Raw genomic sequence first — 14,726 nt, 5'->3', positions numbered from 1 at the left:
GAGCCGCTTCTGCATGGCCGCGGCCTGGCGCAGTCCAAAAGACCGCGATCTCGATCAGGTCTGCGATATGGTTAGCGCGGTCAAAGGTCTTGGAATGGAAACCTGCGTCACGCTCGGCATGCTGACCCCGAACCAGGCCATACAGCTCTTTGAGTCTGGACTCGACTTCTACAATCACAACGTCGACACCTCGCCGGAGTTCTACGGCAAGATCATCAGCACCCGTACTTTGCAGGATCGCATCGACACACTCGCACATGTTCGAGAGGCCGGTATCAAGGTGTGCAGCGGCGGCATTGTCGGCATGGGCGAGCGCGTCGAGGACCGCCTTGGCATGCTCGTGCTGCTCGCCAATCTCCCCAGCCATCCAGAGAGTGTTCCAATCAACATGTGGAACGAGGTCGAGGGCGTGCCCGTGAACGACACCGCGGAGCGTCCCGAACCCTTTGCGCTGGTCCGCCTGGTGGCGACCGCTCGGATCATGATGCCGAAGAGCGTCGTCCGGTTGTCCGCTGGACGGCAGTATATGACCGATGAACTGCAGGCGCTGTGCTTTTTTGCCGGCGCAAATTCAATCTTCATCGGCGACACGCTCTTGACCACGAAGAACCCGCAGCGCGATCGCGACACGAACTTGCTGGACCGGCTCGGCATCGCGTCCAGCCTGGCCTGAATCAATCAGAGCAGCGCGCCGCGCACAAATCCAGCTTGGGCGAGAAATGCAGATTACGTTGATGAAAGGCAAAATCCATCGCGCCTCGGTCACCGAAGCCGACCTGCACTATGAAGGTTCGATTTCGATTGACCGTGCGCTGCTGAATGCTGCGGGATTCTTGATCAACGAACGCGTTGAAATCTACAACATCGACACTGGAGCGCGGTTTGCCACCTATGTGATCGAAGCGCCTACAGGGTCAGGTATCATAGGTCTGAATGGTGCGGCTGCCCGTCTCGCCATGCCCGGAGACAAAGTTATTATCGTTGCATATGCCTCCTTTGACGAAGCCGACGCAAAAACGTTCAAGCCGCACGTTGTGCTGGTCGACCGAGACAATCGCATCTTGCCAGGCTGAAGCCGCGGGCCCGAAGTTCTTCCCTGCCATCAGAACCCTTGAGACACCAATCATACTGTCCGAGTGAAGAATGAATCCAATCCATGCGACCAAAGTTGCCGATTATGTCGCAGCCTTGCATGCCCTGAAAGAAGACGACCGGCTGCGCGGCCTCAAGCCGCGCGCGGGGATCGATTTCGCGTCGAACGACTATCTCGCGCTGGCGAGCGCGCCGCGCATGAAAAAGGCTGTCTTGGACGCGATCGAGGCCGGTACACCGATCGGTGCCGGCGGGTCGCGGCTTTTGCGCGGCAATTGCGAGGAGCACGAACGTCTCGAAGCAGACGCTGCAAGTTTCTTTGGGGCGGAGACAGCGCTTTTTTTTGGCGGCGGTTATGTCGCAAATTTCGCTGTCCTGACAACGCTGCCGCAGCGAGGCGATTTTCTCGTTCTTGATGCTCTGGTGCACGCGAGTATTCATGAAGGCGCGCGAGCTGGCCGGGCCGACTTTCGGACAAGCTCGCATAACGATCCGGAGTCGGTCGAAAGCGCGATTCGTGACTGGCGGGCCGGTGGCGGAATGGGCCGGATCTGGATCGTGGTCGAAAGTCTCTACAGCATGGACGGCGACTTTGCGCCTCTCACGGATATGGTCGCGCTCGCCGACCGGCATGATGCGTTCCTGATGGTAGACGAGGCCCACGCAACAGGCGTTTACGGCGAGCAGGGACGAGGACTCACCGCGCCCTATGAGGGACGCGAAAATCTGCTGGTCGTTCATACCTGCGGCAAGGCGCTGGGCGCGGCCGGCGCGCTCGTCACTGCGTCCGGCGTGCTGCGAGACTTTATGGTCAATCGTTGCCGTCCATTCATCTTCGCGACCGCGCCATCGCCGCTGATGGCTGTCGCCGTGAGGGAGGCGATTCTGATCCTGCAGCAGGAACCCGAGCGACAGCAGCGTCTCACCAAGCTGGTCGCGTTCTCGCATCGGGAGATGAGAGAGCGCGGCTGGAAAAGTCCTTCGGATTCGCAGATCGTACCATGCATCGTAGGCGACAATGCGCGCACGATGCGGCTCGCCTCTGCATTGCAGGCGCGCGGGTTCGATATCCGCGGAATCCGGCCGCCAACCGTGCCGGCGGGCACGGCCCGGTTGCGAATTTCACTGACGCTTAACGTGGGGGAGGACGGCGTGCGTGCAATGCTCGATGCCTTGATCGAGGAGACGAAAGGCGAGCTTCAATGAGTGTCAAAATCGTCGTGACGGGCACAGGTACCGGAATTGGAAAGACGGTGTTTTCCGCGGGGCTCGCCAATCTCCTCGGAGCGGACTATTGGAAGCCGATTCAGGCTGGTCTCGAAGGAGAGACCGATACCGAGGTCGTCGCTTGTCTTGGCGGCCTCTCAGCCGATCGCATCCTGCCGGAGCGTTACCGCCTTCAGACCCCCGCTTCGCCCCATCATTCTGCCGAACTTGACGGAGTTCGCATCGAGGCGGATTTGCTCGATGTGCCCGATACCGGGGAGCGGCCATTGGTGATCGAGGGCGCGGGCGGCCTGATGGTGCCGCTGAGCGGAGACACACTCTACATTGATGTCTTCGAGCGATGGAAGCTTCCAGTGGTGCTTTGCGCAAGCACAGCGCTGGGGACCATCAATCACTCGCTGCTGTCGATAGAGGCTCTCCGAAAACGTGAGATCCGCATTCTTGGGATGGCCTTCATTGGCGAAAGAAATGCTGAGACTCAGGTTGCGATTCGCGAGATGGGGCGGGTGCGCTGGCTAGGGCGATTGCCATGGCTTTCTCCCCTCACGGCAGACACGCTGCAGGCCGCATTCCAAGCCTCATTCCGTGCTGATGATTTCAATCCGTGATGCCGAAGACAAAGTCGCCGATCTGGCATCCGTTCACGCAACACGCGCTTCAAGGCGAAATGACAACGGTTGTACGTGCTGATGGTGCTTATCTGCACACAGCAGATGGACGCCGTATTATCGATGCAATCTCATCCTGGTGGGTGGTAACGCACGGTCACTGCCATCCACATATCGTAAGCGCCATTCAGGAACAAGCCGGTAAGCTCAATCAGATCATCTTTGCCGGCTATACCCACGATGCGGCTGAGGAGCTTGCTGCGCAACTGTTGAAGCTCGCACCCCGTGGTCTCGACTATGTCTTCTTCTCCGACAGTGGCTCTACCAGTGTCGAAGTCGCCTTGAAAATGGCACTCGGGTATTGGCATAATATCGGTCAGCAGCGAAGACGCATTGTCGTAATGCAACATTCCTACCACGGCGATACGGTTGGGGCGATGTCCGTTGGTGCCAGAGGCGTGTTCAACGCGGCGTACGGTCCGCTGCTGTTCGATGTTACCTCGATCCCGTTCCCCGCGAGAGGTCGTGAGCAGGCGACACTCGCTGCGCTCGAGTCGGCATGCCGAAACGAAATGCCAGCCGCCTTTATTGTGGAACCTCTGATATTGGGGGCGGGCGGGATGCTGATGTACCCAGCCTGGGTGCTAACAGTGATGAAGCGGATCTGTGAGGCGTCGGACGTGCTGTTCATTGCCGACGAGGTCATGACCGGCTGGGGCCGCACCGGATCGCTATTTGCTTGCGAGCAGGCCAATGTCACGCCCGATATCGCTTGCTATTCGAAAGGTCTCACGGGAGGGGCGCTCCCACTCGCGGTTACGCTCTGCCGTGCGCACATTTTCGACGCGCATTATTCGAAAGATCGTATGCGTACGTTCTATCATTCGAGTTCATATACGGCGAATCCGGTAGCCTGTGCCGCTGCAAAAGCGAACTTGGATCTTTGGTGGCATCGGGACTCCCGCGAGCGCGCCGCTTCGCTCGCCGCCATGCAAGAACGGGCAATTGAGCCATTCCGCGCCGACGCGCGCTTTGAAAACGTTCGCCGTTCCGGGACCATCACAGCGCTTGATTTGAAAACGGGCGATGGCGGCTATTTGGCGGACATCGGTCCGAAGCTTCAGGCTTTCTTTAACGACCGAAATCTGCTGCTGCGCCCGCTCGGCAATACCATCTACGTGATGCCGCCCTATTGCGTCACCGCGGCAGATCTCGACGAAATCTACGCTGGCATCAGCGATGCAGCCGATGCGCTGGCTTGAAGGCGCGCTTTTCGAGTTCGGACTCGCGCTCCTCCTCCGTAGCGATTCTCATCATCTCAGAAAGAAGGCCGAAAGACGGTCTCCGGTACAAAGCACGCTTGCGTTAATGAAGTCCGTGACTTCCCGGGAATTGACCAATGAAGCTTGGGAGTGACGGACCATGTCGGTGGCGCAAGCCGGCTTGATGGCTCGCAGTTCCTGATGTCAGTCCGCATCAGATTTTTGATCTTGCTGCCGCCGCGGGGCTTCCGGCACGATCACGAAGCAGGACCAGTGCTGACCGCAGGTCTCCAACAGCAGAGGCGTTGAAATCCACCGAAGAAGCCGGAGATCCAACAGCATTTGGGCGCGATCACGGGACTTATTGGATTGATCGATTGTCTGAAGTGCTCCAATGTAATGCTGAAACGACGCAAATGTGAAGCCGAGACAACACTCTCATTTGATCGAGACTGTTCGTTGCGTACAATGTCTGGGGAACAAAGGCGCAAGATCTGGCAAAGTCAGCGTGCCACAGCCAGAACATGGGGCAACGCCGCTGGGAGATATGATGTTGGACCGCGACGGTGACTTGATCTTTCAGCTTCTGCTTTACCTTAGTCTAGTGCTTATTGTTGCGTCTCTGATGGGCTTAAGCGCGGCGGGGATTGCAGCATGGTCGAGCGAATGACCGTCAGCAAGTATCAGTTCGCGGGCGAGCTGCGGCAGTTGATCGAGACGCACATCGGCCCGTCGAGCACGTTCGAAGACTACGTCCTCATAATCGGGGAGCTGGAAGGGGCGAAGAACAGGCTGGAGCTGGAGTCCGAGAAGTTCTCGGACGAGGAGGTTGACGCCTGCGAACTATAGCGAGCGCTTTGCACTGCACAGATCCGGTAGGCGGAGGCGGTCACGCACGATATGTCGATTGAGCAATTTGCGCCAGCCGCTCATCCTTCGCCGTGAGATGCTGCGCATTCTGAGCTCGGTGGACTGACCGCGAGCAATCATAATCGGGTGGAATAGCGGCGCTGCGCCGGCAGCGCGCCTCAGAACCGACCTATCACGCGGCTGAATGCCGGAATCGAGTAGATATCCAAAGTGGATAGACGCCGGGGGGCTACAATGGCTAAGGACAGGCTAACTGCGTTTGAGATCGATGACACTCAAACAGTCGATCAAAATATTTCTGCATTCACGAGCGAACTCAAGACAGTCGATGATGCTATCGCAAGAGTTTTGTCTGCGTCGCTCTCCAAGATCAGCCTAGAAATCCCATTCGATCAAGGCGAACTGCTTGACGCATTGTACGCGGCGACCGCGCCCGTCGAGCCCGAACAACCTTTCTCCAGCCATGGCGCCGCACAATGAGCGGTTGGTATCTTCAAAGGGTCTCCATCGAAGGGTTTCGCGGCATCAACAACGAGGGCGCACCGCTCGTACTCAAACTCAAGCCGGATTGCGTCAACTCGATTTCCGCGCCCAACGGGGTCGGAAAGACATCAATCTTCGACGCCATCGTTTATGCGATTACCGGTCGAATTCCGAAGTTGGAGGATCTACCGGCAGCCGAAAAGGGACCATCCTACTATCTTAACCGCTTCCATAGTGGTGGCGTCGGGACCGTCGCTCTGACCTTGGAGCCGGCCGCCGGTGGCGCGGAGGTCACCATAACCGTCCAGCGCGATGCCGCAGGCGCCCGGACTGTCTCGGCGAGCAACGGCGCAGATGGAGACGCCATTCTCGCTGATATCAATCGCGAGTTCGTCCTCCTTGACGGAAAGACCTTTCAGGACTTCATCGACTTTTCACCGCAGAAGCGCGGTCGATCGTTTGCCGGACTGCTCGGTCTGAAGCGTTACTCCGCCTTGCGACAGGGTCTTGCGTCGCTTGCGAACACGAAGGCATTCAACAACCACTTCGGCGTGGCCGCCAAGGAGGCCACTCAAAACAGCGCGACCGTTACCGCACAGCGCGCCCGGGCCAACATCAAGGAGGCCTACACGGCGCTGGTCGCAGACGAGTATGATCCGGCGGAAGCCGAAAGGACGATGCTCGCGAAGGCTCATTCCGCCCTTCATGGCGTCGAGCTGCTTAGGCCGATTTGCGAGGGTCGCACGTTCGAGGAGATCGACCCGTCGGCTTGCGTCGATGCCGCAAAGACCGCCGAGGGTGGTGAGGCAAGAGAACAGCTCGCGAAAATCCTCCGCGATCAAACGAGTTGGATTGACGCGGCGAAAACCGCGCCAAGCGAAGAGGATGCTGGGCGTCTGATCGAGCTAGCGGACGCCCGCGACACTGCGCTGCAGGTCACCCAAGGGGATCTGTTCCATCAGCTCTACGGCCTCAGCGAAACCATCCTTGCCGATGACTCCTGGGCGGATAAGTGCGTCTGCCCGGCGTGCGACCGATTGGACACCAATTCGGTTCTCAATCATGTTCGTCGTAAACTCGCCGACTTCGAGGCGGTTGAGGCGGCTTCGGCTAATCTGGTTCAAGAGTGGACCGAAAGGGGCTGGAATCAACTCGAAGACCTGGAGCGGTTAGGTCGCCGACCTGAAGAGGTGGCCCACCTTGCCGAGGCAAAGGACATCGGCGTCAAGGGAACCCTCGACGGCACGCGTGCACGTGCCGTTACTGAATGGCTGAAGACGCTGACCGATCGTGCCGACGCGAAGGTCGCAGAGCTCACGGATAGCAAGATGGCTCTGGAGAAGAGCTTGCCCGACAAACTCACGGCCGTTGTCGAAAAGGCTGAAGCCGCACGTCGTCTTCAGACGAATCTGTCGGACTTGCGCGCCGCCATGAAGGTGTATTCCGCCGTCGGCGCGGAGCTTGCGCGTATCGCCCGGGTAAAGACCTTTCTCGACGCCGCGAGCTCATCGTTCGCCAGCTCTGAATCCGCTACAAGCGCGCGTCGGCTCATCGCCATAGAACCGGTCACGCGGACCATCTTCGCGGCGATCATGTTCACCGATGTCGTGCCAGCACTGAAGAAGCGTGTCGGTAGCGAGGATCTCTCTATCTCCCTCGCACAATTCTGGACCCTGCCAGACATTTCAGCTCAAGCCGTTCTCTCTGAGAGCAATCGCAACGCATTTGCGATCAGCGTCTACTTGGCGGCAGCGTCGCTCTACGGGGCGGGGGCCAAGTTTCTCATTCTCGATGATGTAACATCGAGCCTCGATTCCGGGCACCAGTTTCATTTGATGAACGTGATCAAAGGACAATTTGCCCGCCCCGGCGTCCCCAGCGGTCCACAGGTAGTTCTGCTGAGCCATGACACCGTTCTCGAAAAGCTGTTCAACACTAACGCGAATGAGGGAGAGTGGTGGCATCAATGCATCCAGGGCACCGCGCGGACGGCCGTCCTGCCGCAGTCGGGTGCGATCCACAAAGTCCGCGATGCAACCCACGCCTTTCTCGACACCGGTAATACGGACGATGCTGCTCCGCGGATCAGGCAGTATCTGGAGTTCAAACTCGAGGAAGTCATCTCAAAGGTCGGCGTACCCGTACCGATTGCCATTGCTTTTAACGACGACAAACATATGGCAAAGAACTTGATCGACGCCATCAAGGCAGCTGTCGATCTCCACGATGCTGCTCGCCGCCTGGTGTTGGAGCCTGCCCAGATCACCGGTCTCGGCACCGCTGTAGCGACCATCGTGAGCAACTACCTGTCCCACTGGTCCACTGGTCAGACCCACGCCTTCACTGCCCCTTCCTTGAAAGGGGTGATGCAGGCGATTGAGAGTTTCGCAAGCTGCTTTCAGTTCGAGCACCCAGCCGGCTCGGGTCAGTACCGCTACTATCGCTCGCTTAGCCAAAAGTTTTGAACATCGGTGGTGAGGTCCTCTTGCCGGCACCGATGAGCCCGGCCTGATTAGCGGTCAACGCCATCGAAAATAGATCGCCTCGCAGGAGCCGCAGGTGCAACCGGCTTCGGTTCTTGTTCGCGCGGAACTGGAGACATGTAGTTCCACTCAGCCTGATGGTCAGGTTTGTCCTCGGCCTCCTTGCGGAGTTTCACTATCCCGAGCGGCCTGCGAACCTGCCAGCGCTGAAGCCACTCGCGAACTGGCCACAATTCAAGCCGCGAGATTTGCGGTAGCTAGAAGGTCATTGGAATGCGTCGAACCTCTGTCGCATTGATTATCGCCATTCTGTCGAGCGTAGCGTTGGCCGACGATTTTGTCGGCCAGGCCAGTGTTATCGACGGCGACACATTGGAAATACATGGAGTGCGCATCCGGCTCTGGGGCATCGATGCACCGGAGAGCGGCCAGCTGTGCCGTGGCGACGACAGCTTACAATATCGGTGTGGTGCTCAGGCGGCGAACGACCTTGACGCCTTCATTGGCCGCAGTGCCGTCAATTGTGTTCCAGTCAGCCTCGACCCGTATGGCCGCACCGTCGCGACCTGCTCGGTCGCAGGCAAGGATCTCGGTGGTTGGCTTGTACGCAACGGTCTTGCGCTGGATTGGCCCCAATACTCGAAGGGCAGGTATCACGAAGCTCAGCGCGAGGCTGAGCGCGCGGGCCGAGGACTTTGGAAGGGCAGCTACGTCGAGCCGTGGCTCTATCGTGCATGCATCCGCGCAAGTGGAAAGCCGTCCGCCTGTTCGGACGATGCCCATCCTTGATGCGATCCTCGCAAGGCGCCAATCCACAACGTGGGTTGGCCGATCACCGCACTTGGGCAGGTGGCTCTGGGGCCGTTTAGGCGGCTCACGCTACCCATCATTCCCAATCACCTCACTGCAAATGGGAATGAAATGGTTGCAGCGACAGGTGAATTGCCGGCCTCTGGTTACGCGCTTGAAGTGGACGGCCGGCTCAACGCCGAATTTGCAACCACAGACGGCGCCAGGGCAGGTGGAAGAACTAAAGAAGCGTTTTCCCATGCTTCAGATCAGGATCTATGAGGCGCAAACCAATGCCGCGAGGAAATCTAGGTCCTCCGACTTAAGCCCTGGTGGAATTCTTCCGCTTGTGCGCGTGCGGCTTCCGCCGCATCGGGCTCTCGTTGAACCGAGCCGCGTTGCGTCTCGGCCGTCCGGCTTCGATCCCTCGCGCAAGAGCCGCGGAGCTCCTCGCCGGGGGCACTCGGGAAAGGGGCTCGCCTGCGGCGATCGCTATCACTGCCCCGTTCCCGGGTGCCACTATTGAACCGGTCTCGTCGCTGCACTCGGACCCGCGTGCCCCTTCGGGTCGCTATGCTCACGCTCTCCGGGTGCCATTTCCCGTCGAGGCGATGCGCTCTTGGCGCACGCCCGGTCGGGCCTGCGGCCCCAGGCATCTCAGTATCTAGTTCTGAAAACTTGGGACGGAAGGCGGACCGGGTCGCAAATGTCGCATTCTGAATGAGAGGCTGAGAGTAAGAGTGTCGCGCGGTTTTGCCGTGACGGGTTACAGGCTGCGAGAGAGGCTCGCGGCGCCCGTCGCGGAGATCCGCGATGTCCAGACATCATTATCGGGCGCGCACCGGTGAGGACCGGACGAGCCTTTATGACGACATCACCAACAAGATCATCGCCGAACTGGAGGCCGGCCGTGTGCCGTGGGTGCAGCCCTGGGGCACCGCGGCGGCGACGGCGCCTTTGGCCATGCCGAAAAGCGCCGCGACCGGCCGCCAATACAGCGGCGTTAACATACTAATTCTCTGGGGGGCTGCCACTGAACACGCATTCACAGGTCAGAGCTGGCTCACATTCCGCCAGGCGCTATCGCTCGGTGGTCACGTTCGCAAGGGCGAGCGCGGCACGACCGTCGTCTATGCCGACCGCTTTGTGCCGGTCGACGAACAGCGCCGCGCGAGCGAGAACGGTGAGGAAGCGCAGACCATTCCGTTCCTCAAGCGCTTCACACTTTTCAACATCGATCAATGCGAGGGCTTGCCTCCGGACATCGCAACAACAGCGCCGCCTCCGCCGCCAGACCTGATCGAGCCGAAGGTCGAAAAGCTCATCAAGGCGACTGGCATCGACTTCCGCATCGGCGGCAACCGCGCCTTTTATGCGCCGACAGAAGATTATGTGCAGGTGCCGCCACCGCAAGCCTATTTCGAGCCGATCAACTGGCATCGAACGGCCTTGCATGAGCTGGCGCATAATGCCGCGATCCAGATTATGCCGCATGGCCTCTGTTGGAGGCTGGATATCCCGGTGTTGGCCATGCGGCTGTTCGGCATAATCAGAGCCCTTCAAGGAACGCGAGCAGTTTGTCGTCCGGCCGGAACCGACCCGGCGGCGCGGATGGTGCGGCGACGAGAGCGAGCGCCTTTTCCTTCATCCGCATATCGGCGTGGATGTAGATCTGGGTGGTCTCGACGTTCTCGTGACCAAGCCAGAGCGCGATCACCGCAGGATCGACGCCATGATGGAGCAGGTCCATCGCCGTGCTGTGGCGCAGCGTATGCGGTGTGACCCGCTTGGTGCCGATGCTCGGGCACGCGCGCGACGCCGTGAGGCAGTGCTTGCGGACCAGATGCTCAAGAGCGTCACGGCTCAGCCGTTCGCCCCGGATCGACGGGAACAGCGGCTTGCTCTGGTCTTTGTCGTTGCCGATCCACGTCGCCAGCAGCTTGGCTGTCTCGCGGCGAAGTGGGGTGGCGCGCTCCTTGCGGCCCTTGCCCATGCAACGGATGTGAGCGCCGGTTCCAAGCGCGACATCGCCCCGGGTAAGGCCGACCAGTTCGGAAGCTCGCAGGCCTGTCTGGATTGCGAGCAACAGCAGAGCATGATCGCGCCGGCCCGCCCATGTGGTGCGATCCGGAGCCGCCAGCAACGCCGCCATCTCTTCGGCATCGAGGAACGTAACTGCACGCTTCACATAGCGCTTGTTGGGCATGGCCAGGATACGCTGGCAGTGTAGTAGCCAGGTCGGATCGGTCATCGCGACGAAGCGGAAGAACGATCGGATCGCCGCGAGCCGGGTGTTGCGGCTGCGGGCGCTATTGCCCCGCGTGGTCTCGGTATGGGCGAGGAAGTCCGCGACCAGATCGGCGTCGATATCTTCGACCGTCAGGTTGACTGGCGGCTTGTTGCGGCGAGTGCTCGCGTACCTGAGCAGTAGCCGGAACGTATCGCGATAGCCAGCGACCGTATGTCGGCTCGCCTCCAGTTGCGTGCAAAGCCGCTCGGTGAAGAAGCGCTGGATCAGCGCAGGTAAGGCGATGGTGCTCATTGTGCCATCTCCCCGCCGCTCGCGGTGGCGCGGCCCATCGCTAGATCGAGCAGCTCCGGGACCGCCTCCAGATACCAATATGTTCCAGAAGGGTTGCTATGACCCAGATAGGTCGTCAGCCGGATCATCTCGCGCGCCGGGTCCTTGCCAGTCCGGTACCAGTTGATCATCGTACGCACGGCGAAGGTGTGGCGCAGGTCGTGGATGCGCGGTCCCCGGCCGTGCCGCTGGTACTGCTGCTCGGATCGCAATCCGATCTGCTGGCATGCTTGCGCAAAGTTGTAGCGGGCCCCACAGTCGGTGAGCCGAGTCGCCTTGTCAGTTATGAACATCGGCTTCGCCGGATGACCGATCAACCGGTCGCGTTTGACGCGATAGTCTAGCAGTCGCTCGACGGCGCTGGGGTCGAGCGGCAGCAGTCGCTCCTTCGTTCTTACCTTGTCGGACGCGTAACGCACCATTATCGGCATCGAGGTCGTCTCCATCGAGCGCGAGCGCCTCGCTGACGCGCAGGCCCGTGATCGCGATGAGTGCGAACAGCGTCGAGCAGGTCAGCCCGCGCAATCCGCAAATCGACGGAAGTGCCATTGCGGCCGCGATGATCGAAGCGACTTCCGCGTCGCTGTAGATATACGGTCGGGAGCGCATCACGGTATTCGGCAACAATCCCCGGGGCGGGGCTTCATGCGCCAGATCGAAGCTACTTAGCCACTGCGCGAAGAGGCGCACGACGGTAAGCCGCGCCGCTCGCGTCCTGCCGTTGGCCTCGTCGAGCGTAGCATGCCAGCGCAGGAACAGCGCCGTGTCGATATGCGTCGCACGCTCGCGGTCGGCAAACCGCGTGAAGCGGCGGAGGATGCGCTCGCTGGTGCTCAGGTCGTAGCCGAGGCTGCGCCGCACGGCCAGATAGCGATCGAGTTGGGAGGTGAGGCTCATTGCGCGCCTCCCACTACGGGCCAGGGCATTGCTATCGATCGCAGCCCATCTATGTCGAGACGGGCATATATCATGGTCGATGTGCGTGAGCGATGCCGCAGCACGTCACCCACCTCGTCGAGCGATGCACCCGAGTTCACCAACTGGACCGCAAGGCTATGACGCAGCAGGTGCGATCCCACATAGGGCGTCACCGGTTTCTGGCCGGTCGCCTTCAGGGCATCCTTTAGGACGGCGTTGACGATTTGGCCGTCATTGAACGGACGATGTGGCGCGCGATGGGTAACGAACATCATGCGGCAGGACGTGGGGCCGCGCTCCTCGCGCAGATAGCGGCTCAGCGCATCGCCAACCTCCGAGCTGATCGGCACGCGATCGTGGAGTTTGCCCTTGCCACGAACCAAGAGTTCGCCCGCGCGCCAGTCGACGTCGTCCAACCGGATCGCGATGACCTCGGCAGCACGCAAGCCAAGCCGGGCCATGATGAGCAGCATCGCATAGTCCCGAGCCCCGTGCCGCGGGTTGTGGCGCACGCAGGCGAGCACCGCCTCAACGCCCTCGGGCACCAGATGGCGCGGCAGTCGTGCTCCCCAGCGTTTCGCCGTTCTAGGCAGACTCAGAGCTAGATTGGTCGCTGTCGCGCCACTGCCGAACAGATATTGCAGGAAGATACGAACATGCGTCGCTATCGTCTTGTCGCGCCGCGCACTTGCCATTACGTGCTCAAGGAAGCTGCCCACGTCGGCGGGCCGCAACCGCCCCGGATCAACCATCGCATCGCCAAAGCGATGATCGAGGAACCGGTTGGCGAACCGCAGCGTGTGATAGATCGTCCGCGGGCTAAGGCCGCGATGCTTGACCAAATAGGTCTCGAAGTCCGCCAGTAGGGCCGCACGCGCTTGCTGCGCCTCGCTCAACGGCACTGGATGCGTCACGCCGATATCGAGGAGATGCTGCGCGAACCGGCGGGCCAACCTATACGGCCATATCGTGCCGGTTTTCTTACGCGGCACCTTGCGTCCCAGATGCTCGGCCATATCGAGCGTCAACGCTGAAGGACCGATGCCCTGGACATCCATCGCGTGACCCACCTTTCGTAGGATCGATAGGTAGGTCTTGACCGTGCCGGCGCTGTAATTCTCCGCCGCAAAACTCGCTGCGAACGAGCCAAGATGCGGCTCGATGCAGGTCTGCAAATATTGAGACATGATCTTCGTGCTCCTTGTTGTTGGAGCGACGAAGATTATGCCGAATGGGATTGGCGGGATCATGCCGCCAACCGGGCCCAGCCGAGCAGATGCGGCATAATCTGGATCGCGGCATTATGCGCCTTATGCCGATATCGGCATAAGGCGCATGCCAGCGGCCATCCGTCACGTCTCAACCGCGACTTGTCGGGCAGCTTTGGTACCAGGAAGTATGCCTTTGAGGAGTTGGTCGCGGAAATTGCCTCTGCGTTCGGTTGCGCGTCCCTCGGTATCGTACCGACGGTGCGGCACGCCGATTATATCGGCTCGTGGTTGGAGTAATGGCGAGCTTGCCATTATTCAAGTAATCAGCAGCAGATCATAATGTGAAGGAAGATTCTTAGCGCGGCCGGCTTGTGGAGATCGGCTAAAACGGCTTGCGATCTGCTGCGCATTATTTCCGGCATGAGACCCTCGGCTGTTGATCAAACACAGTTGAGGAAGCCTTCATGACACATGGATACAGCGCCCTTGTCTCGGAGCTTAGGGATGCTCTCACGCGACTGCGATATAACCGAGTTGCAGTTCATAACTATTGCCGCAACGCCGACCACTTTCTTGCGTATCTGACGGTACGCGCAATTGCTCTCGAAGCAGTCACGCCGGCCGACGTAACGGCTTATCTGCGGTTTGCGGTTCGACAATTTCGCAAGCGTCATGGCCGCGCTCCAGCTCGCTATTGGATAGGCATTCCCAGATCAGGAATCCACGCGCTGCTGAAACTCGCGTTGAAGCGCTGGCCACCTGAAACTGCGGCCATCAATGCTGGCGGGCGTCTTTGTCGAGAGGTGTGCGATCAGTATCAGACATGGCTGCGGGAGGAACGCGGGCTCGCCACGGCCTCGGTCGACGCCTTACTGTGGGAAGCTCGAAATTTTTGTGCTTGGCTCATCAAGCATTCGAACGCCAATTTTGCAGGCCTGACCGTCCGCGATCTCGATATTTACATGGATATGCGCGGGCTCGCGGGCTGACGCGGAAATCCTTGAAAGATGTCGCCGAGCGGCTTCGTTCGCTGCTGAAACATCTTCACAGGACAGGTCGCACCACGGCCGATCTCTCCCAGCACGTTATTGCTCCGCTGCTCTATGCCTATGAAGGCATCCCGTCCGCGTTAAGTTCGGATCATATCTCGATTGTCCTGAAATCTGTTCGAAAAGACCGGTCGCCGATGGGCTTGCGCGACT

General features: G+C 59.9%; 14 protein-coding genes and 3 pseudogenes. 13 read left to right on the top strand and 4 right to left on the bottom strand.

All coding sequences use genetic code 11. The annotated features are described in order from the left end of the window. The 10 genes and pseudogenes from bioB to IVB32_RS23365 all read left to right on the top strand — a co-directional run. Positions 1 to 673 (top strand): biotin synthase BioB (gene bioB, locus IVB32_RS23410; protein ID WP_247411638.1); only part of this gene is annotated, 673 nt, incomplete at its 5' end. Positions 674 to 719: 46 nt separating this feature from the next. Beyond that, positions 720 to 1,073, top strand: coding sequence for an aspartate 1-decarboxylase (panD, locus tag IVB32_RS23405; RefSeq protein ID WP_247358135.1), 354 nt, complete (start codon positions 720 to 722; stop codon positions 1,071 to 1,073). Between the two features lie 70 nt (positions 1,074 to 1,143). Continuing rightward, the gene (locus tag IVB32_RS23400; protein WP_247282186.1) at positions 1,144 to 2,298 is read left to right on the top strand and encodes an 8-amino-7-oxononanoate synthase; all 1,155 of its coding nucleotides are present in this window, start codon (positions 1,144 to 1,146) and stop codon (positions 2,296 to 2,298) included. Beyond that, on the top strand, positions 2,295 to 2,927 hold the full coding sequence (bioD, locus tag IVB32_RS23395) for a dethiobiotin synthase (protein WP_247282185.1): 633 nt from the start codon (positions 2,295 to 2,297) through the stop codon (positions 2,925 to 2,927). Before IVB32_RS23400 ends, bioD begins: the two co-directional genes overlap by 4 nt. Further along, positions 2,927 to 4,189, top strand: coding sequence for an adenosylmethionine--8-amino-7-oxononanoate transaminase (locus IVB32_RS23390; RefSeq protein WP_247282184.1), 1,263 nt, complete (start codon positions 2,927 to 2,929; stop codon positions 4,187 to 4,189). Before bioD ends, IVB32_RS23390 begins: the two co-directional genes overlap by 1 nt. 654 nt (positions 4,190 to 4,843) lie before the next feature. Further along, complete coding sequence (locus IVB32_RS23385) at positions 4,844 to 5,038, top strand: hypothetical protein (protein WP_247282183.1); 195 nt, start codon at positions 4,844 to 4,846, stop codon at positions 5,036 to 5,038. A gap of 255 nt (positions 5,039 to 5,293) precedes the next feature. Further along, positions 5,294 to 5,539: a hypothetical protein gene (locus tag IVB32_RS23380; RefSeq protein WP_247282182.1), complete on the top strand. Its 246-nt coding sequence runs from the start codon at positions 5,294 to 5,296 to the stop codon at positions 5,537 to 5,539. Next, positions 5,536 to 8,007 (top strand): AAA family ATPase, encoded by a 2,472-nt coding sequence (locus IVB32_RS23375; protein ID WP_247358136.1) that lies wholly within the window; start codon positions 5,536 to 5,538, stop codon positions 8,005 to 8,007. The genes IVB32_RS23380 and IVB32_RS23375 overlap by 4 nt, the downstream gene beginning before the upstream one ends. Positions 8,008 to 8,298: 291 nt before the next feature. Continuing rightward, complete coding sequence (locus IVB32_RS23370; RefSeq protein WP_247282180.1) at positions 8,299 to 8,814, top strand: thermonuclease family protein; 516 nt, start codon at positions 8,299 to 8,301, stop codon at positions 8,812 to 8,814. Between the two features lie 813 nt (positions 8,815 to 9,627). Further along, positions 9,628 to 10,275, top strand: a pseudogene (locus tag IVB32_RS23365) (ArdC-like ssDNA-binding domain-containing protein); the annotation flags it as partial. 88 nt (positions 10,276 to 10,363) lie between these two features. On the opposite strand, the gene IVB32_RS23360 reads toward IVB32_RS23365, so the two are convergent. The 4 genes from IVB32_RS23360 to IVB32_RS23345 are packed head-to-tail and all read right to left on the bottom strand — an operon-like array spanning position 10,364 to position 13,500. Beyond that, complete coding sequence (locus IVB32_RS23360; RefSeq protein ID WP_247297730.1) at positions 10,364 to 11,356, bottom strand: tyrosine-type recombinase/integrase; 993 nt, start codon at positions 11,354 to 11,356, stop codon at positions 10,364 to 10,366. Next, positions 11,353 to 11,688: a hypothetical protein gene (locus IVB32_RS23355; RefSeq protein WP_247358137.1), complete on the bottom strand. Its 336-nt coding sequence runs from the start codon at positions 11,686 to 11,688 to the stop codon at positions 11,353 to 11,355. The genes IVB32_RS23360 and IVB32_RS23355 overlap by 4 nt, the downstream gene beginning before the upstream one ends. Then, positions 11,675 to 12,256 carry a tyrosine-type recombinase/integrase gene (locus IVB32_RS43085; RefSeq protein ID WP_247411635.1) on the bottom strand — a complete coding sequence of 194 codons (582 nt, stop codon included), beginning with the start codon at positions 12,254 to 12,256 and terminating at the stop codon, positions 11,675 to 11,677. Before IVB32_RS43085 ends, IVB32_RS23355 begins: the two co-directional genes overlap by 14 nt. A gap of 32 nt (positions 12,257 to 12,288) precedes the next feature. Continuing rightward, on the bottom strand, positions 12,289 to 13,500 hold the full coding sequence (locus IVB32_RS23345; RefSeq protein ID WP_247358139.1) for a tyrosine-type recombinase/integrase: 1,212 nt from the start codon (positions 13,498 to 13,500) through the stop codon (positions 12,289 to 12,291). A gap of 144 nt (positions 13,501 to 13,644) precedes the next feature. On the opposite strand from IVB32_RS23345, the pseudogene IVB32_RS23340 reads away from it, so the two are divergent. The 3 genes and pseudogenes from IVB32_RS23340 to IVB32_RS43080 form a co-directional block, all read left to right on the top strand. Next, positions 13,645 to 13,869: pseudogene (locus IVB32_RS23340) on the top strand (zincin-like metallopeptidase domain-containing protein); the annotation flags it as partial. Between the two features lie 119 nt (positions 13,870 to 13,988). Beyond that, entirely contained in the window at positions 13,989 to 14,513 is a 525-nt protein-coding gene (locus tag IVB32_RS23335; protein WP_249800161.1) for an integrase, read from the top strand. An 11-nt stretch (positions 14,514 to 14,524) separates the two neighbouring features. Then, positions 14,525 to 14,726, top strand: a pseudogene (locus IVB32_RS43080) (integrase); the annotation flags it as partial.

It is taken from the genome of Bradyrhizobium sp. 23, assembly GCF_023073295.1.
GTDB lineage: Bacteria > Pseudomonadota > Alphaproteobacteria > Rhizobiales > Xanthobacteraceae > Bradyrhizobium > Bradyrhizobium canariense_D.
This window is presented reverse-complemented; position numbering and strand designations above follow the sequence as displayed.

Coding starts and splice junctions, on each gene's coding strand:
- bioD (WP_247282185.1), top strand. CDS start 2,295: ATGAGTGTCAAAATCGTCGTGACGGGCACAGGTACCGGAATTGGAAAG.
- panD (WP_247358135.1), top strand. CDS start 720: ATGCAGATTACGTTGATGAAAGGCAAAATCCATCGCGCCTCGGTCACC.
- IVB32_RS23370 (WP_247282180.1), top strand. CDS start 8,299: ATGCGTCGAACCTCTGTCGCATTGATTATCGCCATTCTGTCGAGCGTA.
- IVB32_RS23380 (WP_247282182.1), top strand. CDS start 5,294: ATGGCTAAGGACAGGCTAACTGCGTTTGAGATCGATGACACTCAAACA.
- IVB32_RS23390 (WP_247282184.1), top strand. CDS start 2,927: ATGCCGAAGACAAAGTCGCCGATCTGGCATCCGTTCACGCAACACGCG.
- IVB32_RS23345 (WP_247358139.1), bottom strand. CDS start 13,500: ATGTCTCAATATTTGCAGACCTGCATCGAGCCGCATCTTGGCTCGTTC.
- IVB32_RS23400 (WP_247282186.1), top strand. CDS start 1,144: ATGAATCCAATCCATGCGACCAAAGTTGCCGATTATGTCGCAGCCTTG.
- IVB32_RS23355 (WP_247358137.1), bottom strand. CDS start 11,688: ATGTTCATAACTGACAAGGCGACTCGGCTCACCGACTGTGGGGCCCGC.
- IVB32_RS23360 (WP_247297730.1), bottom strand. CDS start 11,356: ATGAGCACCATCGCCTTACCTGCGCTGATCCAGCGCTTCTTCACCGAG.
- IVB32_RS23375 (WP_247358136.1), top strand. CDS start 5,536: ATGAGCGGTTGGTATCTTCAAAGGGTCTCCATCGAAGGGTTTCGCGGC.
- IVB32_RS23335 (WP_249800161.1), top strand. CDS start 13,989: ATGACACATGGATACAGCGCCCTTGTCTCGGAGCTTAGGGATGCTCTC.
- IVB32_RS23385 (WP_247282183.1), top strand. CDS start 4,844: ATGGTCGAGCGAATGACCGTCAGCAAGTATCAGTTCGCGGGCGAGCTG.